The organism is Paenibacillus sp. A14 (genome assembly GCF_036864815.1).
Lineage (GTDB): Bacteria > Bacillota > Bacilli > Paenibacillales > Paenibacillaceae > Fontibacillus > Fontibacillus sanfengchensis.
This window is the reverse complement of the sequence record NZ_JBAGJD010000009.1, coordinates 181,280-207,939: the sequence shown is the minus strand read 5'-3', so window position 1 is coordinate 207,939 and position 26,660 is coordinate 181,280. Positions and strand designations below refer to the sequence as shown.

General features: G+C 53.9%; 27 protein-coding genes. 5 read left to right on the top strand and 22 right to left on the bottom strand.

Annotated features, from left to right (window positions below; all coding sequences use genetic code 11):
- Positions 1 to 53: 53 nt before the first annotated feature.
- Complete coding sequence (locus tag V4U88_RS21475; RefSeq protein ID WP_334075300.1) at positions 54 to 1,028, bottom strand: sugar kinase; 975 nt, start codon at positions 1,026 to 1,028, stop codon at positions 54 to 56.
- A gap of 297 nt (positions 1,029 to 1,325) precedes the next feature.
- Between V4U88_RS21475 and V4U88_RS21470 the strand changes: the two genes are divergently transcribed.
- From V4U88_RS21470 to V4U88_RS21460, 3 genes are read left to right on the top strand one after another with little or no spacing between them, the layout of a single operon-like run.
- Positions 1,326 to 1,877, top strand: coding sequence for a sigma-70 family RNA polymerase sigma factor (locus V4U88_RS21470; RefSeq protein WP_334075299.1), 552 nt, complete (start codon positions 1,326 to 1,328; stop codon positions 1,875 to 1,877).
- Positions 1,861 to 3,000 carry a DUF4179 domain-containing protein gene (locus tag V4U88_RS21465; protein WP_334075298.1) on the top strand — a complete coding sequence of 380 codons (1,140 nt, stop codon included), beginning with the start codon at positions 1,861 to 1,863 and terminating at the stop codon, positions 2,998 to 3,000. The genes V4U88_RS21470 and V4U88_RS21465 overlap by 17 nt, the downstream gene beginning before the upstream one ends.
- Positions 3,001 to 3,020: 20 nt before the next feature.
- A complete protein-coding gene (locus tag V4U88_RS21460) occupies positions 3,021 to 3,971 on the top strand; it encodes a DUF4179 domain-containing protein (RefSeq protein WP_334075297.1) in 951 nt (316 codons plus the stop codon).
- Between the two features lie 57 nt (positions 3,972 to 4,028).
- On the opposite strand, the gene rnjA is transcribed toward V4U88_RS21460, so the two are convergent.
- From rnjA to V4U88_RS21365, 19 genes are all read right to left on the bottom strand, one after another.
- Positions 4,029 to 5,804 carry a ribonuclease J1 gene (rnjA, locus tag V4U88_RS21455; protein ID WP_334075296.1) on the bottom strand — a complete coding sequence of 592 codons (1,776 nt, stop codon included), beginning with the start codon at positions 5,802 to 5,804 and terminating at the stop codon, positions 4,029 to 4,031.
- A gap of 213 nt (positions 5,805 to 6,017) precedes the next feature.
- Positions 6,018 to 6,701, bottom strand: coding sequence for an SGNH/GDSL hydrolase family protein (locus V4U88_RS21450; RefSeq protein WP_334075295.1), 684 nt, complete (start codon positions 6,699 to 6,701; stop codon positions 6,018 to 6,020).
- A gap of 115 nt (positions 6,702 to 6,816) precedes the next feature.
- On the bottom strand, positions 6,817 to 7,590 hold the full coding sequence (locus tag V4U88_RS21445) for a class I SAM-dependent DNA methyltransferase (protein WP_334075294.1): 774 nt from the start codon (positions 7,588 to 7,590) through the stop codon (positions 6,817 to 6,819).
- A gap of 64 nt (positions 7,591 to 7,654) precedes the next feature.
- Positions 7,655 to 8,560, bottom strand: coding sequence for a CvfB family protein (locus V4U88_RS21440; protein ID WP_334075293.1), 906 nt, complete (start codon positions 8,558 to 8,560; stop codon positions 7,655 to 7,657).
- The gene (rsfS, locus tag V4U88_RS21435; RefSeq protein ID WP_334075292.1) at positions 8,557 to 8,904 is read right to left on the bottom strand and encodes a ribosome silencing factor; all 348 of its coding nucleotides are present in this window, start codon (positions 8,902 to 8,904) and stop codon (positions 8,557 to 8,559) included. The genes V4U88_RS21440 and rsfS overlap by 4 nt, the downstream gene beginning before the upstream one ends.
- Before the next feature lie 36 nt (positions 8,905 to 8,940).
- The gene (gene yqeK, locus V4U88_RS21430) at positions 8,941 to 9,528 is read right to left on the bottom strand and encodes a bis(5'-nucleosyl)-tetraphosphatase (symmetrical) YqeK (RefSeq protein WP_334075291.1); all 588 of its coding nucleotides are present in this window, start codon (positions 9,526 to 9,528) and stop codon (positions 8,941 to 8,943) included.
- Positions 9,512 to 10,105, bottom strand: coding sequence for a nicotinate-nucleotide adenylyltransferase (nadD, locus tag V4U88_RS21425; RefSeq protein ID WP_334075290.1), 594 nt, complete (start codon positions 10,103 to 10,105; stop codon positions 9,512 to 9,514). Before nadD ends, yqeK begins: the two co-directional genes overlap by 17 nt.
- 21 nt (positions 10,106 to 10,126) lie before the next feature.
- Entirely contained in the window at positions 10,127 to 10,417 is a 291-nt protein-coding gene (gene yhbY / locus V4U88_RS21420) for a ribosome assembly RNA-binding protein YhbY (protein WP_334075289.1), read from the bottom strand.
- Between the two features lie 93 nt (positions 10,418 to 10,510).
- Positions 10,511 to 10,885: a hypothetical protein gene (locus V4U88_RS21415; protein ID WP_334075288.1), complete on the bottom strand. Its 375-nt coding sequence runs from the start codon at positions 10,883 to 10,885 to the stop codon at positions 10,511 to 10,513.
- A gap of 65 nt (positions 10,886 to 10,950) precedes the next feature.
- Positions 10,951 to 11,814, bottom strand: coding sequence for a shikimate dehydrogenase (locus V4U88_RS21410; protein ID WP_334075287.1), 864 nt, complete (start codon positions 11,812 to 11,814; stop codon positions 10,951 to 10,953).
- Positions 11,815 to 11,853: 39 nt separating this feature from the next.
- Positions 11,854 to 12,981 (bottom strand): ribosome biogenesis GTPase YqeH, encoded by a 1,128-nt coding sequence (yqeH, locus tag V4U88_RS21405; protein ID WP_334075286.1) that lies wholly within the window; start codon positions 12,979 to 12,981, stop codon positions 11,854 to 11,856.
- The gene (locus V4U88_RS21400) at positions 12,978 to 13,505 is read right to left on the bottom strand and encodes a YqeG family HAD IIIA-type phosphatase (protein WP_334075285.1); all 528 of its coding nucleotides are present in this window, start codon (positions 13,503 to 13,505) and stop codon (positions 12,978 to 12,980) included. Before V4U88_RS21400 ends, yqeH begins: the two co-directional genes overlap by 4 nt.
- Positions 13,506 to 13,640: 135 nt before the next feature.
- Positions 13,641 to 15,908 (bottom strand): DUF4129 domain-containing transglutaminase family protein, encoded by a 2,268-nt coding sequence (locus V4U88_RS21395; RefSeq protein WP_334075284.1) that lies wholly within the window; start codon positions 15,906 to 15,908, stop codon positions 13,641 to 13,643.
- Positions 15,905 to 17,155 (bottom strand): DUF58 domain-containing protein, encoded by a 1,251-nt coding sequence (locus V4U88_RS21390; protein WP_334075283.1) that lies wholly within the window; start codon positions 17,153 to 17,155, stop codon positions 15,905 to 15,907. The genes V4U88_RS21395 and V4U88_RS21390 overlap by 4 nt, the downstream gene beginning before the upstream one ends.
- Before the next feature lie 3 nt (positions 17,156 to 17,158).
- Positions 17,159 to 18,133, bottom strand: coding sequence for an AAA family ATPase (locus V4U88_RS21385; protein WP_442951906.1), 975 nt, complete (start codon positions 18,131 to 18,133; stop codon positions 17,159 to 17,161).
- Between the two features lie 175 nt (positions 18,134 to 18,308).
- On the bottom strand, positions 18,309 to 18,659 hold the full coding sequence (gene spoVAE / locus V4U88_RS21380; protein ID WP_334075281.1) for a stage V sporulation protein AE: 351 nt from the start codon (positions 18,657 to 18,659) through the stop codon (positions 18,309 to 18,311).
- Positions 18,656 to 19,681 carry a stage V sporulation protein AD gene (spoVAD, locus tag V4U88_RS21375; protein ID WP_334075280.1) on the bottom strand — a complete coding sequence of 342 codons (1,026 nt, stop codon included), beginning with the start codon at positions 19,679 to 19,681 and terminating at the stop codon, positions 18,656 to 18,658. Before spoVAD ends, spoVAE begins: the two co-directional genes overlap by 4 nt.
- Positions 19,681 to 20,187 (bottom strand): stage V sporulation protein AC, encoded by a 507-nt coding sequence (gene spoVAC, locus V4U88_RS21370; RefSeq protein ID WP_334075279.1) that lies wholly within the window; start codon positions 20,185 to 20,187, stop codon positions 19,681 to 19,683. The genes spoVAD and spoVAC overlap by 1 nt, the downstream gene beginning before the upstream one ends.
- 336 nt (positions 20,188 to 20,523) lie before the next feature.
- Positions 20,524 to 20,724, bottom strand: a complete 201-nt coding sequence (locus V4U88_RS21365; RefSeq protein ID WP_334075278.1) for a hypothetical protein — start codon at positions 20,722 to 20,724, stop codon at positions 20,524 to 20,526.
- A 658-nt stretch (positions 20,725 to 21,382) separates the two neighbouring features.
- On the opposite strand from V4U88_RS21365, the gene V4U88_RS21360 reads away from it, so the two are divergent.
- Positions 21,383 to 22,456 (top strand): M42 family metallopeptidase, encoded by a 1,074-nt coding sequence (locus tag V4U88_RS21360; RefSeq protein WP_334075277.1) that lies wholly within the window; start codon positions 21,383 to 21,385, stop codon positions 22,454 to 22,456.
- Between the two features lie 76 nt (positions 22,457 to 22,532).
- Here the strand turns inward: V4U88_RS21360 and V4U88_RS21355 are convergent, their stop codons facing one another.
- Both V4U88_RS21355 and V4U88_RS21350 read right to left on the bottom strand, forming a co-directional pair.
- Positions 22,533 to 23,489: a phosphotransferase family protein gene (locus V4U88_RS21355; protein WP_334075276.1), complete on the bottom strand. Its 957-nt coding sequence runs from the start codon at positions 23,487 to 23,489 to the stop codon at positions 22,533 to 22,535.
- Between the two features lie 119 nt (positions 23,490 to 23,608).
- Entirely contained in the window at positions 23,609 to 25,645 is a 2,037-nt protein-coding gene (locus V4U88_RS21350; protein ID WP_334075275.1) for a beta-galactosidase, read from the bottom strand.
- Positions 25,646 to 25,768: 123 nt separating this feature from the next.
- On the opposite strand from V4U88_RS21350, the gene V4U88_RS21345 reads away from it, so the two are divergent.
- Positions 25,769 to 26,602 (top strand): AraC family transcriptional regulator, encoded by an 834-nt coding sequence (locus V4U88_RS21345; RefSeq protein WP_334075274.1) that lies wholly within the window; start codon positions 25,769 to 25,771, stop codon positions 26,600 to 26,602.
- Positions 26,603 to 26,660: the final 58 nt, after the last annotated feature.

Genomic DNA, 26,660 nt, shown 5'->3' with positions numbered 1-26,660 from the left:
CATATCTCCTGGCGGGTTTCTTCTCGTCTGAACTACTATCTTAGCGGAGCGGGTTACCGCTCCACATGCCCTGCTCCGCTCAACAGCCGCTCGATTTCCGCGGCGCTCGGCAGCCCTTCCCAATCACCGACGGCCTGAATCACCTGGGAGCCGATCAGGTTGCCGAGCCGGACCGCTTCTTCCAAGGTATACCCCCGCAGCAGACCGGAAAGAAAGCCTGCGCAGAAGCCGTCCCCGGCACCCACCGTATCGATCACATGATCGACTTTATAATAAGGAACCGGGGTCAGTTTGCCGTGCTCGTACAGATAGGTTTCATCCATGCCGCCCTTAATAACGCTTACACCGGGAAGCTCGCGAAGCCGGGAAAGAATGTCTTCCAGGGATTCGGTCTCGTACATTAGCTTCAATTCATCCAGCCCCGGCAAAAAATAATCCGCTTTCATAGCAAGCGGCAAAAGCACCTTTCGCGCCGCTTCAAGGTCCCATAGCTTCAGCCGCAAATTCGGATCGAAGCTGACTTTCACGCCGTGGCGCTTGGCCAGATCCATGGCGGCGGCCACCGTTTCCGCGCAGGAATCGCTCAGCGCCGGGGTAATGCCGGTGACGTGGAGGATCTGGGCGCCGGCAATATAAGCCTCGTCCAGATGTTCCGGCCGCATCCGGCTGGCGGCGGACAGCTTGCGGTAATAATGGACCGAACTCTTCCCCGCGACATTCTCCCGGATCATCAACCCGGTCGTCGCCTCAGCGGTAAGCTGCGCGCGGGAGACGTCCACCCCTTCGCCCCGAATCGCCTTGATCACGCGGTGCCCAAACGGGTCGTCGCCAAGCCGTCCGCACCAGCCGGAGGCATGGCCGAGACGAGCCAATCCGATCGCGACATTGGATTCAGCCCCTCCAAACGATGGTGTCAAGGCATTCGTGTACTCCAGTCCTTTCCCCCCTTCGGCGATTAACAGAGCCATACTTTCGCCAAAAGTAACCACCTCGGGAGATCGTTGTTCAGTTAAATGGGAAGCTTGCATTTTCTCGTTTCACCTTCTCTCAGTCGATCGAGCCGTTACGTCGGGTATGTTCCAAATCTGTCCATTGGCTGCTTCTTCTATTATCTCATGATTCTCTCTTCCGGACTATGTTTTTAGTAACACCGGGACGAAAAAATCCTTCTGAAACCGGCATGCAACAAGAAGCCGGACATCCCGAAACTTGCGCTTTCCCTAGAAATAAGGTTTTCTGAAATAACGGTAAAAAATTTGTATGTAACCTTCCCGGCCGTTGGCCGATCTAATAGTCGATTTAAAAGAGAAGAGAGGTGAAACCCTTTGGAGTTTAGTGAGGAAAACATACGGTTAGCCATAGCCGGAGATCGTAATGCCTTTGTTGAGTTGATGAAACGGACGGAACTGCAGCTCTATCAAACTGCCTGGGCCATCGTCAAAAGACCGGAAGATTGTGATGACGCCATGCAGGAGGCCATCTTAAAAGCTTTTAAATCCATCCACGCTTTGCGGGAGCCTTCTTATTTCAAGACATGGATCTTTCGAATTTTAATCAATGAATGTCTGAGAATCCTGGAAAAGAACAAAAAAACCGTAGCCATCGGCGATACGGCGCAATTCGGCGGTTTGCAGCGCAATGAATACTCCGCAGTGGACTTACGGGATGCAGTGGATCGTCTCGAAGAGAATCTGAAGATTGTAATTGTCCTTCATTACTACCAGGATATGAATATCAATCAGGTAGCCAACATTTTGCAATTGACACCGGCTGCCGTAAAAACACGGCTTTTTCGTGCCCGGCAAAAACTGATGCAGTCTTATAGCGATCAACAAGATCAGAAGGAGGGAAAAATAAACTATGGAACATTTTACTGAAGAAATGTCGAAACTGCGTTCACAGCAGCCTAATCAACTGCCCCAAAGTACGCGTCAAAGAATGGATAAAACCTATCAAATGATTATGGAACAAGAGATGAGCAACTCAAATCAGCAAAAAGGAGTCGTTATTCATATGAAAATGGTAAAAAGACTTGGGCTTACCGCCGCAGCAACGCTTGTGTTGGGAGGAGCCGTGATCGGCTCGGGTTTCGTTTCTCCGGCCATGGCGGCCACTTTGGAAAACTTGCCTGTGATCGGCAGCATATTTAAAAACGAGGACCCAAGCCTTCGGGTAGCCGCTGAAAAAGGGCTTCTGTCTTCTCCGAATGCAAGTGTGACGCACGATGGCATCACTCTGAAAGTGTCGGAAGCTTATTACGATGGAAATCGTTTAAGCGTATCGATCACCCGCGAGGGAGTGGATCTGAAAGATGTCATGATGCCTTGGCAAACCATCGATCAAAGCGAGAAAGTAAAAGGTTATATTGACTGGCGTTCCACGATGGAAGCCATCGTTGACGGCAAACCCGTGAAAGGGTTGTCCATCGATAGCGGGGAAGTTCCCGGTCAACAAGACGCCTTTATTTTCAACGTAAGAAAAGGCCTGGAAGAGGCGAATCTTCCGGATCAATTTGAATTGACGCTGGTAGCCAAAGTCACCCAGGTGAATGAACCTTTCGAACTGAAAATCCCGATCACCAAAGTTCAGCCGACTCTTTCCGTCCATCCGGAAAAAACCATGAGCAAAGGCGATTTCAGTTATACGGTGAAACAGGTTCAACTTACTCCAGGCTCCACCAAAGTGGTGATTGACAGCAAAGGCACAGTCCCTGTGACTGAGAAACAAACCGGCGAGTTTGCGGCCAGCAAAATGTATTTTGATATTGTCGATGATAACGGAAACTCGATCGAGCAGATTCTGATCCCGTCCTATCAAGAAGCGCCAAAAGCTCAATATCATGACGAAGAGCTGTACAGCCCGTTCAAAACGACACCAAAATCCATTACGATCAAACCTTATACCTATACGGTCAATAAATCGGACTGGATGGTTGCTGGAGAAAAAGAAAAAATCTATCACGAAGATTTGGAAATGACGATTCCGCTGAATAATAACTAACTTGCGAGGAGTTGAACATAATGATCAGCAAACTAATTGACAGTAAAATCGCCGTTGCCTTGCTTGCCGTTTCGGTTTTAACCGCAAGCGGAACGGCCCTATCCAGTACGGTTACGGCGAAAGCGGCGAATCAAGAAACCGCTTCTACCCAAAGTCTTTTTGAAGGGGTAAAAAATGATCCTGGTCTCCTAAAAGCGGCCAAACAGGGTACGACGAAAGTTCAAAATCAAAAAGTGACGAAGGATGGCGTCACCTTGAAATTGACCGATTATCTCTATGACGGAGCCAGAGTTTCGTTCGCTTTGCAAAGAGAAGGCGACAATCTTGAAACAACGCTGGATGACGTGACCAATGTCGAGAAAAAAGGGGTTCTGCTATATCACGAGATTTATATCAACGGCAAAAAACAGGATCTGAAGTCTTACGGAAGATCCTCGATAAATGACGGTAACAGTATGGTGATCTCCTTCAACGACCAGTCCGATAAAGGTCCGCGAACCGTGTTTTTCCCCAAACAATTCGAACTTACGGTTAAAGCTTACGTATCGGGCGTAGATGATCCTTTCACCTTTAAAGTGCAGGTTAAAAAACAAGCTGAGCAAAGTACGGTTTTGAATAAAGCTGTTGTGAAGAAAGCGGGAAATTTAAGTTATACCGTAAAGCGCGTAGAGCTAACCCCTTATTCGAGCCGGTTGGAATTGGCTGCGGAAGGCTCTCATAAGCAGATCAAGGATTTAAAGAACTTGAGATTCGATATCGCGGACAATAAGGGAAATGTACTAACCCCTTTGCTGCAAACATGGGATGGCGTCGTCAAAAATCAACGCTACTTCGATATGACGTATCCTTCCTTCGCGGCCACTCCCAACTCTATTATCGTGAAGCCGTATAGCTTGGAAAAAGACGATAACGGGGCTCCGAAAAAAGTCTATCTGCAAGATGCGGAACTTACTCTTTCCCTAAAAAAATAAAACGATGGCAACAGAAAAAGGACCCTACTCCATAGGGTCCTTAATCCTTTATTATCGTTAAACCTCAAGTACCGAAGGCATGATATGCGGCGTTCTGCCGACTTCCCTTTGAAAATATCTCCGCATCACCTGCTGGGTCGTGCGCAGCCAAAGTTTTTGGCTGTACGTCTCCTTCTCCCCCATACGGTTCAAGCTGCGCCGCAAAGCGGCTTCCGCACGCCGCAGCAGCGGCCGGGCGTCCTGCATGTATACGAATCCCCGGGTCACGATGTCCGGACCGGATAAAATCTTGCCCGTCCGGCTGTCCACGGTCATGACGACCACGACGATGCCTTCCTGGGCCAGCTCCATGCGTTCCTCAACCAACTCATCTTCATTAAGACGCATCTCGCCGTTGCTGATAAAGACCTCGCCCGCGGGGATCGTTCTGCCCCGTTTCGCGCGGTTCCGGTAGACCGACAACGTGTCGCCGATATTCATGACGAATATCCGGTCCTCCGTCAGCCCCGTTTGCAGCGCCAGGTTCTTGTGACTGAGCAGCATACGGTATTCCCCGTGAATCGGAATAAAATATTTCGGCCGGATGAAGCTCAGCATCAGTTTAAGATCCTCGCGGCAGCCGTGTCCCGACGTATGGATATCGAAAATGGATCCATAGATGACATGAGCGCCTGCGCGCATCAGCATATCGATGCTCCGGTTCACATTTTGGCCGTTGCCAGGAATCGGAGAGGAGGAGAAAATGACCGTATCCCCCGGATAGATTTGCACGGAGCGGTGCGCCCCCGAAGCGATCCGGCTGAGCGCCGCGTTCGGCTCGCCCTGGCTGCCCGTGCAGACGATAAGGATCTGCCGGTCCTCATACCGGTCGATATGCTTCACATCGATCAGCATGCCCTCCGGAACCCGGATATAGCCCAGGTCCTGGCCGATCGCAAACACCTTCTCCATGCTGCGGCCGATCACGACGATCTTCCGGTTGCAGGCCATCGCCGCATCCACCACCTGCTGCAGCCGGTGTACGTTCGACGCGAACGTCGCGAACAGAATTCTTCCGTCGCACTGCCGAAACGCTTCCAAAATAGCGCCGCCCACCCGCCGTTCCGAGGGAGTGAAGCCTTCTTTTTCACTGTTCGTACTATCCGCCAAAAGGGCCAGCACACCTTCCCCTCCGACGCTCGCCATCTTGAACAAATTCGCCGGCTTGTCCTCCGGCGTAAAGTCGAATTTAAAATCCCCCGTATGCACAACCGCCCCGTAAGGCGTATCGATCACGATGCCGAACGCATCCGGTATACTGTGAGTCGTCCGGAAAAAATGCACCGACAGCTGCTGATAGTCGAACCGGTCGTTCTCATCGAACACATGCAGCTTCACTTCGCCCAGCATCCGGTATTCCTCCAACTTGGCACGCACCAGACCGATCGTCAGCGGGCCTCCGTAAACGGGAACCGACAACTGGCGAAGGACGAACGGCAGGGCGCCGATGTGATCCTCGTGGCCGTGGGTCAGGAACAATCCTTTGATTTTATGCTGATTTTGCGTAAGGTAACTGATATCGGGGATGATGTAATCGATGCCGGACAAACGGGAATCCGGAAACTTCAATCCGGCGTCCACGATCACGATCTCATTCTTGTATTCGATCCCGTACATGTTCTTGCCGATTTCGCCTATACCGCCAAGGGAGAAAATCCGCACGGGCGGCGGGGACGACTTGGAGCGGCGGCCGGGTTTCGCATTTGCCGCATTTGCATTTGTTGTATTTGCTGTATTCGCTGGCTTCGTTTTTGCTTCCTTCATTTTTGCTTCCTTCATTTTTGCTTCATTCATTATGCGGTTAATCCTCTCTAGAATTATGCAGACTAATCTATGCTCAATTATACTGAAAACTAATCATAATAACTATTTAATTTTTATATTTGATATTTTTGTACGCCGGGACAAGAAACAAGCCGATGCCCGAAATTCCCGAACACCAGCCTGTAGGAAGCTATAAAGGAATTTACCCCCGCCGCAAAACTTTCAAACACGTTTGTTCCCGGATCAGTCCAGGATTCCGCTTGCGCCTACGACCTCCAGCCAACGCAGGGCAATGAGGTGATGGCCGGCGACCGTCGGGTGCACTCCGTCCCAAAGCCAGTAAGCCGCCTCTCTCCGCTGTTCGGCCGCGTCAAAGGCGTCCTGGAGCGGGACGTAAACCGCGCCGAATCGCTCGGCCAACTTACGCAGCGTCTTCCGGTACCCGGATATCAATTCGGTCCATTGTTCCCACAGTGCGGCGGTGGCTCCGGTCTTCAGGATAAACGGCTCGCACAGCACCAGCTTGACTTCGGGCATCACCTCGCGGGTCTCGGTCAACAAGTGAAGGTAAGCCCTTTCAAAACGGTCCGTCGCCCCGCTGGGTTCTCCCGATACAATTCTCCAGGCGTCGTTGACCCCGATCAAAATGCTGATGACATCCGGCTTCAGACTGATCGCATCTTCATTCCAGCGCGCATACAAATCGGATACACGGTTGCCGCTGATCCCGCGGTTGATAAACAACGGATTCCGCTCCGCATGAATTTGGCCGAGTTCACCGGCGAGCATATACGCGTAGCTGTGTCCCAAAATATGGTTCAGATCGCTCCCCCGGTCCCGATTTCCGTCAGTGATCGAATCGCCCTGAAACAAAATGACGCAATTCTTTTTCAACACGAATCCCTCTTTTCCAAATATGAACGGCATAGTATTTTCCATCTATTGATTATAGCAAGGAATGACGCCCGCGCGAAGAACGGAATTTCACAGTCATGCAAAAAAAGACCCCGCATAGCGGAGCCCATCTTGCTATTGTTACGCACTATTTCACAGCGACGAAAAACAACCTGGTCGCATCCTCGCCAGCTTCCACCCACTCGAAGTCGGCGTAGCAAGCAACGTCGCGGAAGCCGCAGCGAAGCAGCTCGCTCTTCATCCACGCCGGGTCGTAAGCACGCTGGACATGGTGCTCCTCAAAGCGCCGGTACAGGCCCGGGCCGTTCTCTTCTTCACGGGCAAAAATCGTCAGATGATGTTCTATTTCTTCCCGTGCCGCATCCCGTTCGCAGGTCCAGATATAGGCCACGGAAGATTCGTCCCAGATAAACGGCTGTTCTTCCTCGTACCGCCGCAAGGTGTTCGGATGGTGCACGTCAAACAGAAACGTGCCGCCCGGTTTAAGCCCCTCATAGGTCCGCCGGAAAGTACGGACGATCTCCTCCTCTTCCAGCAGATAGTTCAGGCAATCGCAAAAAGAGAGGACCGAATCGACCGGCTCGGGGAGCTCCCATTCGGTCATGTTCTGTTGGACCCAGCGGATACTGCCGTCACGAAACAAACGTACGCCTTGCGAGGTGCCCTCCATTTTTCGGCGGGCCACGGACAGCATATCGGCGGAAAGGTCGATGCCGGTCACCTCAAATCCCGCATTGACCAGGGGGATCGTAATGCTGCCCGTTCCGCAGCCGAGATCCACGACCGTTTTCGGCATGCCGAGACGCTCCCACGCCTGGCGCGCAAACCGGATCCAATCCGGGTAAGGCATGTCCTCCATCAGTTCATCGTAAACATAAGCAAATTTCCGGTAGGCTACCATTGGGTTTCCGCACTCTTCCTTTCTGTTCCCGCCACCCTCTCGCTGCGCCTAGCCAAGGGTTTGTTTATTCGGGTTTGTCCGGCTTGTTCTTCAAGACCGAGGTCAGATAGGTCCAGTTCTCGTCCTGCGTGATTTTGCCTTCTTTCATCAGCTTGCCGAGCGCCCGTTTAAACGCCGACTTGCTGATGCCGAACCTCTGCTTGATCAAGTCCGGCGCCGTCGCGTCGGAATAAGGCATACTCCCGCCGGGCCGACTCTCCAGGTAGGCCAGGATTCGCTCGGAATCCTCGTCCCGGCCGATCTCCTTGCGCGGCGCCATGGACAGGTTGACCCGTCCGTCCTCCCGGACGTGCGCTACACGCACTCTGACCCGCTCGCCCAATCGAAGCAGGCGATTGCGTTCGGAGGAATGGATCATGCCGATCGCGCCGAACCCGAGTACGCCGCCATCGACAATGACGAAAGTCCCCATTTGCAGCGGCTTGTACACGATGGCTTCCATCCACTGATTATTCCAGGAGGTGGGAGCGTGGAACGTCAGCGGTGCGAGTTCCTGCTCACCGGCCAGCTTGGCCTTGAGACGCCCCTGCTTGTCATGCTCCATGATGACATAGACCCGGTCCCCAACCTGCGGATGGAGTTCCCTGAGCTCGGGAAGCTCGCGGATCGGAAGCAGCAGTTGCCGGCCGAGACCCATTTCCAGAAAGCACCCCAACCGCGGATGCACGTCGGCCACTTCGAGCAGCGCCAGCTCACCCAGGGTCAGGAAAGGTTTTTTCATCGTGGCCGCCAAACGGTCCTCCGTGTCATAAAACAGAAAGACCTCAACGGTTTCGCCCGGCTTAATTTTCCGCGTCAGCTCCGAGTAATGAAGCAGGACGTCCTGCGTTCCGCCGGTAAGGAAATAGCCGTAAGGCGAGACCTCCCGGTCCACCGGAAGGGAGACGATCGTTCCCGCGACCAGACTCATACGTTCTCCACAACTTTAGCGTCCGACCACAAACGCTCGATATTGTAGTACTCCCGTTCATCCCGATGGAACACGTGGACGACGACATCGCCGAGGTCCATTAAAACCCAGCGGGCGGTGTTCATACCCTCGATCCCGCGTATTGTGGCTCCGGCCTCCTGGGCCCGCTTGCGCACCTCGGTGGCGATCGACTGTACTTGTGTATCCGAATTACCGTGGCAGATCACGAAATAATCCGCAATGAGCGAAATTCCTTTGAGATCCAAAGCCACCAGGTTCATCGCTTTCTTGTCTTCCGCGGCGGATACCGCGATATGAAGCAGTTCTTTTGGTGATACCGGCATTCATTCAGCCTCCTGTTATTGTTGGTAATATAATGTTCAAACGTCCGGGGTTTGCTTCTTAAGTTGAGCGATCAAATCGTTCCGGGCCAATACCGTCAACGGGAATATCGTCTTTTTCTTCTCCAGCAAAAAAGAGATCGTCGAATCGAATCCGGCCAGAAGCGCCTCTTCCAGATTGACTTCGGCCAGTTCCCGGATGCGCTCCACTCCCGGAAAATCCCGCCCCGGTTCGATATAATCGGCCAGGCAGACGATTTTATCCATCTTGGTCATGCCTACGCGGCCGGAGGTATGGTAACGGATCGCATCCAGTACCTCCGGATCGTCGACGCCGTAATCCCTTTGCGAAATAAAAGCCGCCACCTCGGCGTGAAGCAGCTGCTTGTCATGCTTCAGAAGCTCCGCGTTCAGGTTGTTCTCCCGAATGACGGCTTCCTGCCGCTCCACCGGCCAGAACTTGGCCAAATCGTGCAGCAGGGCCGCCAGATCCGCTTTGACGGGATCCGCGCCGTACCGGTTGGCCAATTCCGCCGCCGCTTGCATCACGCCTTCGACATGCTTCCAGCGCTTGGCGGGTATTTGCCCCGAGACGATCCCGATCAGTTGTTCACGGCTGTAGACCATACAATCCGCTCCTTACGATATATTCATACACCTCGTCGGGAACCATGTACCGCACCGACTGGCCGCTGGCAATCCTTTTGCGTACGAGGCTGGACGAAATGTCGACCAGCGGCATATCGGCCAGATGCACCGCCCTCTGTATATGCTCGGGCAGCACGTCCAGCTCCAGAAAGCTCCCGGGACGCTGCAAGCCGATAAACTTGAGCATTCCCGTCAACTCTTCGATCCCTTCCCACTTTGGCAGGTAGTTTACCATATCGGCTCCGATAATAAAATACAGCTCCAGATCCGGATGCTCGCGCCGAAGTTCCCGGATCGTATCCACCGTATACGATACTCCGCCGCGGCGGAGCTCGATATCGAGCGGTTTAAACGCCGGATTAGCGCGGGTCGCGGCCTCCACCATTTCCAGGCGCTGTTTCCCGCTTACCCCGGCCTGCTGTTTATGGGGAGGAATATGGGAAGGCATAAACCACACCTCCTCCAGGCCATACTGCTCCCGCGCGGCTTCCGCCGCCAGCAAATGGCCCAGATGGACCGGATCGAAAGCGCCCCCCATGATACCTGCTCTGCTCATCGCTGTTCTCCCCCCGACCGCTTAAGGAAGCTCAATCTGCTTATATTCTTGGGACTCCTTATATAAAACGATCGTTCTTCCGATCAGTTGCACCAGTTCCGCTCCGGCGCCTTCGGCCAGTTCTTCGGCAATCTCCTTCGGATCGTCCAGATTATTGTTCAATACGGAAACCTTGATCAGTTCCCGACGCTCCAAAGCCTCGGAGATATGACGGATAATCTGGTCATTGGTTCCTCCCTTGCCCACTTGAAAAATGGGCTGCAGGTGATGAGCAAGGCTCCGTAAATAGCGTTTTTGTTTTCCACTAAGCATGTAAGTTCATAACTCCTCTAAATTTATAATGGTAATCATATCCCAACACCTCTTGCGAGGAAAGGGGAACGTTTGCCAAAAATACGGCAATTCTTAACGTAAGGGCAGTTTCCCCAGCCTATAGCTCTCGTGCAACCGGTCAACAAAGGAATTTCGGACACTGTCCTGCATGAGATACGCGCCGATCAGTCCCAGATCATCGCTGACATAACCGGCCAGTTCCGGGTCACCCGTTAGGGCGAACGTCTGCTTGAACGCTTGTTCCCTACAGGACTGCAGCACTTGGTCCTCAACCGTGACGGATGTTTCCGCAAGGGCCTCAAACGCCTGCATCCACGCCTCGGAAAACCCGGGTTCATCCCGTTCCTCCAGATAAGCTTCCACATCCAGACCTTCAAAGGTCTGCCGCGTGATCAATAACTCCCGTGTCAAATCGGCCAGCAAACGCTCCACGTCTTTCCTGCTCATAGAATCCCCCTCGAAAACGGCTGCCGCAGCAGCTTATGCATTTCTGCATTTCTGTAGCTATGACGTTAAACCAGCGTTCCTAAAACTGCGTTACGCATCGCTTCGATTGGCGCCGAAAGGCCGGTCCAATATTCAAAGGCATAGCCGCCCTGATACACAAACATGCCGAGACCGTTGTGAATCCGGCAGTCCTTCTCTTCCGCCCGGATCAGCAGTTCCGTCTTGAGCGGATTGTAGATCAGGTCGCTTACAACTATACCGGAGGGCAAAAGCGCCGGGTCTATCGGCGTTTGTCCGGGATGCGGATACATGCCGACCGACGTTGTATTGATCAGAATATCGATTTCGGGCAGAATCCCGGCGATCTCATTCATTCCGCAGCCCGCCAGCGGGCCCAGCCCGCTCCATTCCGCGGCCAGGCCGCGCGCTTTGTCCGCGGTCCGATTCGCTACCGTGACCCGGCCCGGCTTCTCGCCAAGCAGCGCATGGACGATCCCGCGCGCCGCGCCGCCCGAGCCGAGCACAAGAACGTTCTTGCCGGACAAGTCCGATACCGCCTCCTCTTTCAAGGAGCGAATATAACCGATGCCGTCCGTGTTATACCCCTTCAGGCGGCCTTCGTCATTGACGATTGTATTCACCGCGCCGATTGCCAGCGCCCCCTCGTCCACCTCATCCAGGAAAGGGATACAATTGACTTTGTGGGGGACCGTGACGTTGACGCCGCAAAATCCCAGCGCCCGCACCCCCAGGATCGCTTCTTCAAGAAACTGAGCCTCCACGTGCAGCGGAACGTACGTCCCCGCAAGCCCGGAGGCGCGCAGCGCCGCCTGATGCATGACAGGCGATTTCGATTGGATGACGGGGTCCCCCATCACGCCGAGCAGCAGAGGAAGCTCGGGACTCGTGTTTTGTTCCAAGGCATTCATAGCTTACCCCCTTTGGTCCGTTCCATAAGTGCTGGCCTTTTAGATTAAAGAAGGCCGTACCAACACTTTAATGCCTTTGGGCACATGGACGGCAACGACCGCTCCCGCGTCATTATTGACCTTGATCCAGCCCAGACCGGAAATAAACAGATCGGACCGGCTCCCCTTCGGAATCCGGAATTCGTGCCTTGTCCACTCGGGCAGCTTCTCCAGATTTTCGCGGTTTGGCGGCGAGAGCATTTCGCCGGCATGATCCTTGAACAGATCGTCCGCCCGCTCCAGTTTGGTACGATGCAGCGGCACCCGGCCGCTCGCAAAGCAGGTGAAGGACTGGCGCTCCCCTTGAATGAAATCGAAACGTCCGAATCCGCCGAAGAAGAGGGTTTGCCCTTCATTCAACTGGTAGACCGCCGGTTTCAACGGCTTGTCCGGAAGGAGCACGCCCAAATCCTGCGGGCTGACCAATTCGGTATAGCGGGATGGGTACATGATTCCCGGCGTATCGATGATCGCCTTCCCGTCATCAAGCGGAATATGCACCATATCGAGCGTCGTCCCGGGATATCTGGACACGGTCAGTTCCTGCTCCAGATCGCTGTAATCCCGGATCAGCCGGTTGATCAGCGTCGATTTGCCGACGTTTGTCGCCCCTACGACGTAGACGTCGCGGTCTCCCCGGTAAGTTTGCAGTGCCTCGAGCAAGCGGTCAAACCCGCTGTTCTGTTTCGCGCTGCAGAGTACCACATCCTCGACTTTCAGCCCGAGATCCTTCGCTTCTTTCTGTACCCAGTTGCGCACCTTATTCCAGTTGGTGACTTTGGGCAGCAGGTCGGTCTTGTTGACCGCCAGCAGCACAGGATTAGTCCCGATGAAGCGCTGAAGCCCCGAAATCACGCTGCCGTGAAAATCGAAAAGGTCGACGATATGGATGACCAGCGCTTCCTTGCCGCCGATTTGTCCCAACAGTCTTAAAAACTCGTCCTGTTCCACGGTAACGGAAGAAGACTCGTTGTAATTTTTAATGCGAAAACAGCGTTGGCAGATGACCGGCTCCCTCTCCAATGCTTGTTGCGGGGTATATCCCGGTTTATTCTGCTGTTCGCTTTGCAGCCGGATCCCGCAGCCGCTGCAACGGAATTCCAGCCCTTCGTTTCGCTTGTCCGTCATTTCTGTTTTTCCTCCTCCAGCCATAATCCCGACTTCCCGAGCCGATGCTTGACGATTCGTTCCAGCCTGCGGTTGATGCGGGTTCCAAACCCTTCGTCCGCCACGGAAATCGGAAGCACCAGCACGGTAAACAAGCCCTGCCGGTTCCCGCCGAAAATGTCGGTCATCAGCTGGTCGCCGACCACGATCGTTTCTTCGGGACGCAGCCCCATCATATCTATGGCTTTGCGGAAAGCGGAGCCGGCCGGTTTTCTGGCCTTGTGTACATATTCGATATTTAATGGGGTCGCAAACACCGACACCCTGTCCAAATTATTGTTCGACACGATCACGAGTTTAAACCCGGCTTTCTTTACTTTTTCAAACCACTCCACGAGCTCCGGCGTGGCCAGGGGAGCCTTCGCTCCAACCAGCGTATTGTCCAGATCGGTGATAATCCCCCGGTAGCCTTGATCATACAAGCTCTGAAGATCGATATCAAACACGTTGTTTACGCGTAATTTCGGCAAAAATCTTTCAAACAAAATACGTTCACCTCGGTTTCATACGACAAACTATACCATATTCTTACTCGATCTTATCATTTTATTTTAAAAAATAAATTGTCCCCGGCGCAAGCACCGGGGATGGAGCTAAATGTTTAACCGCAAGTTTCCGCATCAGGATTGCGACAAAAACGGGATCCGTACTCTTTTGCGGGTCATGCGGTCTAATTTGTGGCCAAGCTCCAGCACGATTTTCCACTGGCTTACCGAAAACGCCTGGGGGCTATAGCTCGCTTGCTCGAATTCCCGCAGCAGCCTGTCGAGGACGGCAGATATCCCCGGCTCCTGTTCCTTCCAGCGGGCGAACGACTCCCGAAGCGTTTCATCGCCGCTGCGCTCAAAACCTCTGCGCTTCATTTTACCAACGATACGCAGCGTTTCCATCACCGCCTTCTCCGACATCGTCAAAGGCCGGCCTAAGCGCAACCGGAAGAACCCGTAATAAATCGCGGACCGGAGGTGGTAAACGACCCAGGCCACAACGATCGCGAGCGCGAGCAGGAACACCGTTCGGACGGTGGCCGGATCCAGCCGGTCCATCAAGCCGGGATTGGCTTGAGAGACGGTTTCCTCGGGCGGCGTCGCTTCGGCGAGAGCCGGGACATCCTCTTCTTCATCGTACAAGATAGGAGCGTCGAATCCCGGCGTCGCCTCGAACGGAATCCAGCCGTAATCCCCGAAATACAGCTCGGCCCATGAATGGGCATCCGCATTGTTGACGCGGTAAGCCATCCCGTTCTCGGGATTCCGCTGGACCAATTCGGGTTCCGGCTGGGAGCCCGGCGCATAGCCCTTGACCCATCTGGCCGGGACGCCCAAAGAACGGGCCATCATCACCATGGAGGTGGAGAAATAATCGCAATAGCCCTGCTTGATGTCGAACAAAAATCCGTCGACAAAATCCTTGCTCTTCTTGCGCGTCAGGTCCGGCTTGTTCGTATACTCATAGTTTTGCCGCAAATAAGCTTGAAGCAGTTCCATTTTCGCGTAAGGCGTCGCTCCCTCGGCCGTGACCTGCTGGGCCAATTCGCGCACCCGGTCCGGAAATTCGTTCGGAATTTGCAGATATTCCTTATCCTGTTTTCCCGGATAGAGCTCCTCATAGGTCGCCCCGCGAACCTCCTCCAGCGGAATGACCGGGATGTCCGCCACTACTTTATATTTCCGCGGGTAAAGGCGGTTTGTCTGCTCTTGGCTGCTCAGCGCCTGACTCATACCAAGCCAGAACAATTCCTTTTCCTTGGCGGTCCATTGCATGTTGGCCGAGAAGATCCCTTCATCCAGCAATTCAACGCTCGTCATCGCGTATCCGCCGAATAAAACGGGATACACCTCTTCATTTTGCATCGTGATCGTCTGCTCCACCCGCATAACTTCGGTTTTGGGCGCCCTTTCTTTAAAGGGCAGCGTACCCGTAGAGTTTTCGTGGAACAGCTCATAATCACGCTCTTCCTGGCCCAGATCGGACCATCCTTCCCCCGTATAGTTTCTCCGGGTCTCTCCCCGCCAATAAGAACGGACAGGGCTTTCCACCGACATGACCGGGGTATAGTTGAACTCAAACCCGCCGCCGAGCTCTCTGTCATCCCGGCTGTAGCCGGATTGAACATCCAAACGGTCCCTGCCTCGGTCCGCTGGCGCGTTGGCGGCCGCCGCCGCGGGCAGGGCCGCGCTGTCCCCCGTGCCGGAGGCGCTCTCCCTGTTTTTCCAGGCGGTGTACGGGTCGGTCAAAACCGGAGAGACCGTAGGCATGCTGATCCCGATCAGCAGAATACAGGCAAAAATAGCAAGGATATTGAAGGCGAGCTTAAGCGGCTGACTGCGCATTCTTCTCCAGCCCAGCGGATATTTCAGTTGGAAATTCCGGAAATGCAGGCTGGCCAGCCAGCCGAGTCCGGCGAAAACGGTCCAGGCTACATTTTGCCACAGATAATAGGAAGTAAAAGAGTCCAAAATGGTGAAGGCCAGAATATTTCCCGCCAGAAACAGCAATACGCTTCTTTTTCCGGTCAACAGTTCCAGCGCCAACTCAAATAAAACCCAGGCTCCCAAGGAGAACCAGATGTACGGCACAAAATGCAAGGCCATCCCGTGAAGTTGATCGGGGAAAAAGGGACCGCTCGGCACATAAGCTCCCGTTACAACCAACACGACGCGCCACCCCAGAACCACCGCGATCATTTTGACCGACCATTTCCATGGCGGAGTGACCGGCAGTACCTCAATAAGAGCTATCGTAATCAAAGTAACCGTAACCAACGTCGTTGTTTCCGAAAACCATAGGGGTTCCGTATAGTCCACCCACTGCATACCGATCAGCAAAAGCCACAGAACGGCAAATATCCGATACCAGGAATATTGGCGGTTGACGGCCCGTTTCATAGCTGGCCACCTCCCAAGACAACCGGGAGCTCGCCCAGAGACGATAAAGAAACCCCTCTAAACCCGTGCTTGTGGAGATTGTCTCTCCCGCCCCCCTCACGAGTCGGTGCTTGAAAGGGGCTCCCCGTATGAATATGATAAGGGATCATCCGCCGGGTCCGTGCCCAATGCATCACGCTCAGCAATCTTTCGTCAACCAACGGGCTGATAAAGATAAAAAACGCGCCCGGCGCGAAAAAATCCCGTTTGGCCTCTAAAATATCCCGGTGGTTCCCGTACCCTTCGGCGTCGATATCCACCAGGTGATGGAGCATTTGCTGGCGCTCCAGCAGACCCTCCGCGGGCGAAAACCCGCGGAACGGTCTGCCGAGCGTGCACATCCCCATGCTGATTCTTTCCCGGATTGCGTATTCAATCAGCGAAGCCGCCGTCGATACCGCCAATTCAAATTGGGCCGGATCCTGATAGCTGGACGAATGCGCGTCCACAACCAGAATCGTCTTCGGCAGCGATTCATGTTCAAATTCCTTCGACTTCCATGACCCGGTTTTTGCCGTGGCATTCCAGTGAATCCGCGAGATCCGGTCCCCGTACATATAATCCCGGACCCCGTTGATCTGTGTCGTTTCCCGGCGGGACAACGAAACCGCCGTCTCGGGTCCGGCCAATCGGGAGTTACGGCTGTAAAGCTGCCACTTTGGCACAAACACCGTTCTCGGCAAAATTCGGAATTCGCCGCCGGCTTGGAACCCGCCCTTATGTTTCATTAATCCGAAAATATCCTCGGACTGGCATTCCGTGCTGGCGAACACATACCTGCCTCTTTCCAGCGGAGGCGTCTGGTAAATCAAAAAGCCTTCGTGGTTAAAATGAGGAACGATGCTATCCTCAAAGATCCAGGAGTCTCCGTTATGCCGGCGCAAATGCTCCCTGATCACAATATAAGGAAGCGGGAGGAACCGCGGCGGCTGCACGTGAAGTTTGACCTGAACCTGTTCGCCGGCTTTCAGGATGCCGCTCCGGTCCCCCGTCTGCGATAATGTCCGAGTCCCCTTGATTCTTTTGATTCCGCCAAGCCCGCTGACCGTCCAATAAGCCACCAATAACGTAACCATAGCGAACAGCATCAGCGACGTCTTGCCGCCCTGAAACAAAACATAGAGTAAACAGATCAGCCAGAGGGAAGCCACCTTCCAGAAATTCAGCGAGGTGATCCCCGTTTTGAAATAATCCAGAACCGCGCGCATCGGTTACCGCCCCGCGGACACCGGCACCTGCACCTGCCGCAAAATTTGCTGCAGCACCTGGGTCGAATTCATGCTGTCCAGGCGTGATTCCGGCCGAAGCAGTATCCGGTGTCCAAGCACATAAGGCGCCAGTATTTTTACGTCATCCGGCAGGACATAACCGCGTCCCTGCAAGAAGGCGTACGCTTTGGTTGCGGTCATGAAGGCGAGCGAAGCCCGCGGGGAGGCTCCGAGAAGCACAGCGTCATGCTGACGGGTACGTCTGACGATCTCCAGCAAATAATCCGCCAGCGCATCGCTGATATGCACCTCGCGGATTTCCCGCTGAATCTCCGCAATGCGGTCCATCGTCGTTACGGGCCTGAGCTGGTCGACCGGTTGCCCCTGGCTATGGGTCTGCAGCATGCTTTTTTCGGTGGCCGCATCGGGGTAACCCATCGCGATCTTCAGCATAAACCGGTCGAGCTGGGCCTCTGGCAGCATGTAGGTTCCCTCAAAATCTATCGGATTTTGCGTAGCGCAAAGGATAAACGGATGGGGAAGCGGGTAGGTTACGCCGTCGGCGGTCACGCTGCGTTCCTCCATGACCTCCAGCAGGGCGGATTGCGTTTTGGTCGTCGCCCGGTTGATTTCATCCGCAAGCAGGATGTTCGTCATCACCGGACCCGGCCGGAATACAAAGCGTTCCTCATGCGGATGAAATACCGAAACGCCGGTAATATCGCTAGGCAAAATGTCCGGGTTGCATTGAATCCGCCGATATTCTCCATCCATGGATTTGGCGAGCGCTTTGATAAGCTGCGTCTTGCCGGTACCCGGTACATCCTCAATCAACACGTGGCCGCCGGCGAGCAAGGCGGTGAGCAGCAATTGGATCTCAAAGGATTTACCAAGAATGCAGGATTCCAAGTTTTCTTTTACAGCGACTATAACGGATATAGATGGCTCGTTTACGGGCACGAAGTTCCCTCCAGACATAATTTCATCATGTGCTATAGCTGGCTTGTTATTACTTCTATTGTACATGATGTTAGATATGGAAGTATACTTCACCCTATACCCGCCGAGACGCTATTCAGCATTTTCCGCCTGAAAAAAGAAGCCCCAAAGAGCCATAGCAGCCCATTGGGTCTTCCTCATTGTGCTTATTCCTTCATCCTTTCGGCCGAACAACGAGGGCTGCCAGGAACGAAAAGATAATCGCCGCGGAAATTCCGGCGCTGGTGACGTCGAATATCCCGGTGATCACCCCGATCCAGCCGTCGCGCTGCAGCTCGGTCAGGGCACCGTGAACCAGGGAGTTGCCGAAGCTCGTAATCGGCACGGACGCACCCGCACCGGCAAATTTGACGAGCGGATCGTACCAGCCCAGCGCATCCATCACCGCCCCAGCCACGACCAAAGTACTCATCGTATGCGCGGGGGTCATTTTAAACACGTCGAACATGATTTGGCCTACAACGCAAAACAGACCGCCAATAACAAAAGCCCACAGAAATATCATCCTTCAAATCCCTCCCTTTCCAGGGCGACGGCATGCGCAATACAGGGGATGGTCTCGCCCTGCTGATAAGACAGCGGGGAGAGCAGCGCTCCGGTCGCGGCGATCAGCACCCGGTTCAGTTCTCCTTGTTTCATTTTTTTCAGGATATGTCCGTAAGTCACCACCGCCGAGCAGCCGCAGCCGCTGCCGCCGGCCATCACATACGGCTGCTTCTCCCGGTCATAAATCATCAGGCCGCAATCCTTGAAATCCGTTGCCGCCATGTTGACGCCGTCTTTTTTCAGCACGTCTTTCACAATGGCATGTCCTATCGTCGCCAGATCACCGGTAACGATCAGATCATAGTCTTCCGGTTTACGACCGGTATCGCGAAAATGGGCGACCAGCGTATCCGCCGCAGCGGGAGCCATGGCTTCCCCCATATTGAAGGGATCCTTGACGCCGAGATCCTGAATGCGTCCAATCGTCGCGTGCGTTATCCGCGGCCCCGAGCCGGAGGAGGATACGACCGCGGCTCCCGAGCCGGTGATCGTATACTGCGCGGTAGGCGGTTTTTGCGAACCGTATTCGGTCGGGTACCGGAACTGCTTTTCCACCGTACAATTATGGCTTGCCGTTGCCGCCATCGCATACTTCGCTCCGCCGGCATCGACGATCAATGCCGCCATGGCCAGACTTTCCATGGAGGTGGAGCAGGCGCCGAACACGCCGATATACGGGGCCCCGATTTTGCGGGCCGAAAAAGTGGCGCTGATAATCTGATTCATCAAGTCCCCGCTGATATAGAATTGCAGTTCTTCCCGGGTAATCCCCGCGTGCGTCAAAGCCAGCGAAGAGGCGTGCTCCAGCAGCTTGCGCTCGGCTTTCTCCCAGGTCTTCTCGTCAATCTCCAGATTGTCGTACACAAAATCGAAATCCCCGCCCAGCGGCCCTTCCCCTTCCTCCGGTCCGACAACGGTTGCCGTCCCGATAATGACAGGCTTTGACTTGAACTCCCAGGTTTGCGAACCGGTCAACATCATCAGTGTACGCCCCCTAAGCCGAAGATTACATGAATAACGCCAACCACAAATGCGGCAACCACGCCGAACACAATCACGGATCCGGCCAGTTTGAACATATTGGCGCCTACCCCAAGGACGATCCCTTCCGCTTTGGATTCAATCGCCGAGGAACACATGGAATTCGCAAAACCGGTGACCGGCACCGCCGATCCCGCCCCCGCCCATTGGGCGATTTTGTCGTACACGCCCAGCGACGTAAGGATCACGGAAATAATGATCAATACCGCCACAGTCGGGCTGCTCGCTTCCCGGGACGTCATGCCGCCGTAAGTCATGAACAGCTGCTGTATGCACTGGCCGAGCAGACAGATCAACCCTCCGACCAGAAAAGCCTTAAGGCAGTTGGTAAAAACCTTGGTCTTGGGCTTATGTTTTTTGGCAATTTGTTGATAATCCTGTTCCGTCAGGGACATTGTGTTCAATTTTACCCGGGACCCGGACTTTGATTTCGTTTTTGATGGCAAGCGTGATTCCTCCTTTATTCATCACTTTCAAGACAGGGCTTGCGCTGTATCCTCATTATTTGCCATCAAGCTTCTTGTTATGATTGGTAAATCATCCATAGCTGGGCCCGTCCAAATTCACGTGATCCCGTGCTAAAAAACATCCATCGACAAAATGATTTGGAGAAGCAACAAGCTTTCTGCAAGAAATCTGCTTCGAAAGAAAGAAAGAAAGAAAGAAAGCACAAGCTGCCTTCGCCTTTTAATTAAGAAATCTGGGACAGGCAGCGATAAATCGGAAGAACATTTCACACGGCGGCCGTACAGGTACATTCAATAGTTCAATTATATAATTAGCTAATCAGCGGATTCCATGCCTGTTACACCACGCCCATACTGGAGCTGCTCCGCCGCCAAATTAACGGGATTTTCTCCAGTTAAATTGATGCTATTCACGCCGTTGGGCATATTAGCTGGAATTCCTCCAGCAAATTTCTCCCCTTCGGCACAAATCAGCCCTCCGCCCGAAAAATAACTGGAGTTATTCCCGTTATTCACGTGCTGCAGGCTTCTCCGCACCTAATTAGCGGGAGTTTTTCCAGTTAATCTGACACTCCTTTTTCGTTAAGACCACGGACATCGCATCAAACCTGACATGGTGCTGCCCATCTAAAGAGTTGTCCGCTTCCTTAGCGGCCTTTTGGGACGCTATTGCAGACCGATTCGGCTCAGGGGGAATAATAGCGGCGAAAAGGGCGTTATTTGACTGTTACGGACCCCGAAATCAGGGTTGTCCCGGCTTTTACCCAAAATAAGGCCCTAAAAATCCGCTATTCCCCACCGCCCAGCCAAATTCGACAAAATAGCGCCGCATAAGGACTTTATTTCCAGGAAATGAGGTACTCCTTGAAACGGCGGTTTTCCTGTGGAAAACCGCCGTTTCATCCCCATTCTCCTTATAAATACCCCAGAATGATGACCAGTAAGATGAACAATAGCAAGATTAACAACAAATCCTTGGTGTAGCGCTCCATCATGGCCGCTTCTGCCTCCCTGATTTTCCTGAATCAAACTTGCTGTAGTATATGAGCCCCCGGGGCTCCTTGCTACCTCCAAAGATGGAATTCGCATGACTTCCGGAGACGTCACCGGGCAGACATGGACAATCCGTGCAAGGTGGTACATACTATTTAGTAATGGAAGGAGTGTACGATCGATGAACGATAAAACGATGGAGCTGTTCAAACAGCTTACGGAATTCCCCGCGGCCCCCGGGTTTGAACGAGAACTGCGGGCGTGGTTTAAAGACCGCTTGTCCCAGTATACCGGGGAATTCGTGCAGGACCGGCTGGGAAGCCTGTTCGGTGTCCTGCGCGGCAATGACGAAGGTCCCCGGGTTATGGTGGCCGGACACCTGGACGAAGTCGGATTTATAACGACAAGCATCACCGACAATGGCATGGTGCATTTCCAGCCGCTCGGAGGCTGGTGGAGCCAGGCTGTTTTGGCGCAGCGTCTGCAGATCATAACGCCGAAGGGCCGCATCATCGGTGTTGTCGGTTCGATCCCTACGCATCTGCTGGACGAATCCCAGCGCAGCAAGCCGGTCGATCTTAAAACGATGTATCTGGATATCGGCGCGGACAGCCGGGAAGAGGCCGAAGCGGCCGGTGTCCGTCCCGGACAGCAAATCGTGCCGATTTGCGAGTTTACGCCGATGGTCAACCCGAAGAAGATCATGGCCAAAGCTTGGGATAATCGGTACGGCGTCGGCCTGGCGATTGAATTGATGGAGGCGCTGCACCAGGAGAAGCTTCCAAACACGCTGTACTGCGGTGCTACTGTCCAGGAGGAGCTCGGCTTGCGCGGAGCCCGGACGTCGGCGAATCTGATTCAGCCGGATATTTTCTTCGGTCTTGACGCCAGTGCCGCCAACGATATGACGGGAGACAAACGGGCTTTCGGACAGCTGGGCCAAGGCGCCTTGCTGCGTATCTACGATCCGACGATGCTGACCCACCGCGGAATGGTCGAATACATTCAGGACACGGCCGATACGCACAAAATCAAGTACCAGTATTTCGTTTCCCCGGGAGGAACGGATGCGGGTCAAGTCCACCTTAGCGGCATCGGGGTCCCGTCCACGGTAATCGGGATTTGCTCCCGTTACATTCACACTTCGTCCTCGATCATCCACACGGATGATTATGCGGCGGCCAAGGAACTGCTGATCCGCCTCGTCAAAGGGCTGGACCGCACCACGCTCAATACGATTTTGGAACGCAGCTAAGCATAATAAATAGCGCGGGAACAGGGAGAAGAATCCCCCTGAATCCCGCGCTTTTTGTTTGCACCAATACCAATCTTCACCCGTTGACCGAGTTCCAGGTGTCCGCCAGATGTTCTTGGGCCCAGCGGAGATGGTCCACGTCGCTAAACTGTCGGTAGTAACACTCAATATGAAAAATGAAGGCCAGATATAAATCGTACAACTTCATCCGCTCCCGCTCGGCGGACGTAAATGTCTCCTTCCCGTAGCCGCGGAAAAAAGCCTGACTTCCTCCGGCTATGGCGCGAAAATAAAATTCCATCAGCGGATCTCCCCACAGCGCCCGCTCACAGTCGATCAAAGCGGTGATCCGCCCGTCTTTTACAAAGACATTGCCGTCCCATAAATCCCAATGGACCAAACTCGGAACGGTTACCTCCGCCAGACTGGCCTCTCGTTTACCCAAGAGATTCAGAATCGCTTCCTCGTCCGCAGGGAGCTTAATTCTCTTTTCCCGGGCATCCTTCAGCAATCCCGATACCATGTCCGTGAATACCGTCGGCCAATCCTTTCCCTGATGCTCCTCCCGGGCATAGTACCCAAACCGTTCGCCGCGAATCCGGTTGATACGCTGGTTCATACGGCCCAGCTCCTCTTCAATCTGCGCGCGTTCCTCGCTAGCAAGGCTTTCTTTTACCTTGTTATAGGGATCCCCCGCTATGAATTGCATCAGGAACCATTCGCCGTCCTTGTTTCCGATTTCGTCATAATACACTTCGGGTACTGGAACACTGCCGTCCTCCTTCAACAACCGAAGCACCTCTACCTCGGCTTTCATCACATCCCGCTCGTAGGACATCATTCCTTCCCCGGATCGGGGGGCTACCTTTAAAACCGCTTTCAACCCATCATTACAGGTAAGCGCATATGCCGAGTTGAACCACCCGTCTTTTAATTCTTCATAGCCTGCCAGCGTTCTGTGACCTTGAAAAGCCCGATCTACCAGGGCTTCCAGCTCTTGGCGGGATAGCTGGCGCTTAATTGCATTTTCCATTACGGCTTGCTCCCATCGTCGAAAATAGTGGCCCGACGGATTTCGTCGGCCTTTTGAACAGAAGAACCGCCGGTTGTCCGAGGGCCGACGGTTCTTGTTGTATTCTTAATTATACAGGATTAGGACTGTGGATTGCTTTCCAATATGACGACGCCGCGGCCCGGAACCGTTACGGAACCCGATACCATGGCATTCGCAAGCAGATCTTTTCGTTCGGAGGCGCCGATTTCTACCGCGGAAGCTTCCGCATGGTGATTCAGCAGGAACAGATATTCCGTCCCGCTCTTGACGCGGCGGGCCACTTCCACGCCGGCCGGCGCGTTGAGAAGCGGCTTAATTCCCTTCTCCTCGCACAGGTTCTTCATGAACCCTTGGAGGAAATCCGCTTCAGGGCTGCTGGCTACGTAATAGGCGCGTCCCGCCCCGAATTTGTTCACCGTCACAACCGGCATACCTTTATAGAAATCGGCCCCGTACTCCGCCAGCACTTCCGCGCCTTCGGAATGAATGAGGTCGCAGAGCAATCCGCATTCAAACTGCCCTTCCAAGCTCCCCCAAGGCTGCTTCATCACGATTTGGTTCTTCTGATCCGGGAACAGCGCATCGATTTCTTCGGCCCAGATGCCCAGAACAGAGCGCAGTTCTCCCGGGTATCCGCCGGTCGTCACCAGATCGTTCTCATTGACGATGCCGCTGAAGAAGGTGGTCACAAACGTACCGCCGGCGGCTACGAACTCCTCCACTTTCTTGGCAAAGCTCGGTTTGACCATATACATGACCGGAGCAATGACGATTTCATATTTGCTGAAGTCCTCTTCGACGGACACCATATCGCTTTCCACATGCATTTGGAACAGCGCGTCATAATACTTGTGTACTTCATTCACATAGTTCAAGGCAATGGTCGGTCCGCTGGACAATTCGGTCGCCCAACGGTTCTCCCAATCGTAGACGATGCCGATTTTGGCCTCCGTTCGGGCATCCAACAGCGTATCGCCAAGCTGCTGCAGCTCGCGGCCAAGCTCGGCAACCTCCCGGAATACCCGGGTATGCTCATGGCCGACGTGCTCGATGACGGCGCCGTGATATTTCTCGCAGGCCCCGATAGAGCGGCGCAGTTGGAAGAACAGCACCGTGTCCGCGCCGCGCGCCACCGCCTGGTAGCTCCACAGCCGCATGACGCCGGGACGCTTCAGGGAATTGTAGGCCTGCCAGTTTTGCTGGCTCGGCGTCTGCTCCATGAGCATGAACGGATCGCCGCTCTTCAGGCCGCGCATCAAGTCATGCGTCATCGCCGTGAAGCTGACCGGCGTATCGAGCGAAGGATAGTTGTCCCAAGAGACGATATCCAAATACTTCGCCCACTCGAAATAGTCAAGCTCCGGATAAAAGCCCATCAGGTTGGTCGTGATCGGAATATTCGGCGTATGCTTCTTAATCTCCTCGTACTCCAGACGATAGCATTCCAACAGACTGTTAGACATAAAGCGGCGGTAATCCAGGGAAATGCCCTGGAAATTGGTGCGGTTGCCTCCCCATTCCTCACTCAGCTCGCTCGGAGGAACGATTTCTTCCCAGTCATAAAAGGTATGTCCCCAAAAACGGGTGTTCCATGCCTTGTTCAAAGCATCCAGGTTGCCGTAACGCTCCTTCAGCCATTCGCGGAAACCCGCCGCGCAGTTGTCGCAATAGCAGTAGCCCCCGTATTCATTGGAGATATGCCAGATCAGCAGGCCGGGATGGTCCTTGTATCTCTCCGCCAGTTTACCGGCCATAAGGGTGGAATGCTTCCGGTAAGTCGGCGAATTCGGACAGGAATTATGGCGTCCGCCGAATTTGCGTTTTCTCCCCTGCACGTCGACGCGCAAGACATCGGGATGTTTTCTCGCCATCCACGCGGGATGGGCTCCCGTGCTGGTCGCCAGGCAGATATAGACGCCGCTTTTATAAAGACGATCCATCGTTTCGTCCAATTGCGCGAAATCATAAGTATTCTCGTCGGGTTGGCTCAACGCCCAGGAAAATACATTAACCGTAGCCACATCGATGCCGGCGAGCTTGAACATCCGTTCGTCCTCTTTCCAGATTTCCGGCTCCCATTGCTCAGGGTTGTAGTCCCCGCCATACCATATTTTCGGCAGCTTTTGATTGATCACTGCGAAACACATCCTTTATCCAACATGATATAATTATATTCTCATTGTAAAATGTATTGAAATGGCTTTACATATAATATTATTGTCACGATATATAATAATATGGCACTTGAGGTGACTCGAATGAACCCCCCTGTCGTTCGCAGGTTTGTCTTTTCGCCAGCAGGAAACCCCCATCTTCCCCTGGTGGTCGAAAGCATCGGCTATAATCCTCACCAGGAACCCATCGTTCGTCCCGAGGGATACCCCTGTTATCATTGGATTCAGACCGAGTCCGGCCAGGGGACGTTGTTTTACGGAACGGAGACGGTCGTGCTAGAACCATACAGCGGTATTCTGCTGCCTCCCGGACTCCCCCATCGGTACGAGGCCGGCGGCAGCGGTATATGGAGAACGCTGTATCTCACTTTTGGCGGTCATGCAGCCCCCTCGATCCTGTCCTCCTATATGATTCGGGAGCCGGCCTTTTTTCGTTGGGAATCCGATGCTCCCCTGACGGCACTACTCGGCTCCATGCTGGAGATGCTTGAAGCCGGAACCGACCGGTTCGGTCTGGAAGCTTCGGCCGGAATTTACCGGTTTCTCGGACTGCTCAGCAAATATGGCCAAACCAGCGCCATCTCGGTCACACGCAATATGGAAAAGCTTGAGCCTCTGCTTGCCTGGATGGAAGAGCATTACGGCAACCCGGATATCGGACTCGATACGCTAGCCGGTGTGCTCGGCATTTCAAGCCGGCATCTGAGCAAACTCTTTCAGTTGACTTTCGAGCTGTCCCCTTACGCCTACCTGGTGCAGAAGCGGATTCACAAAGCCAAAGAACAGCTGGCCGGCTTTCCGGACCATACGGTGGCCAGCATCGCGGCGGAAACCGGATTTCGCGACACCAGCCATTTCGTCGCTACCTTTCGCAAGCATATCGGCATGACGCCGCAGCAATTCCGCAAACTTCATTAATACGGGAACCGGTGATAACCGACCGAGCCTCTCCGTTGAAAAAAAGGCTGTGCCAAGT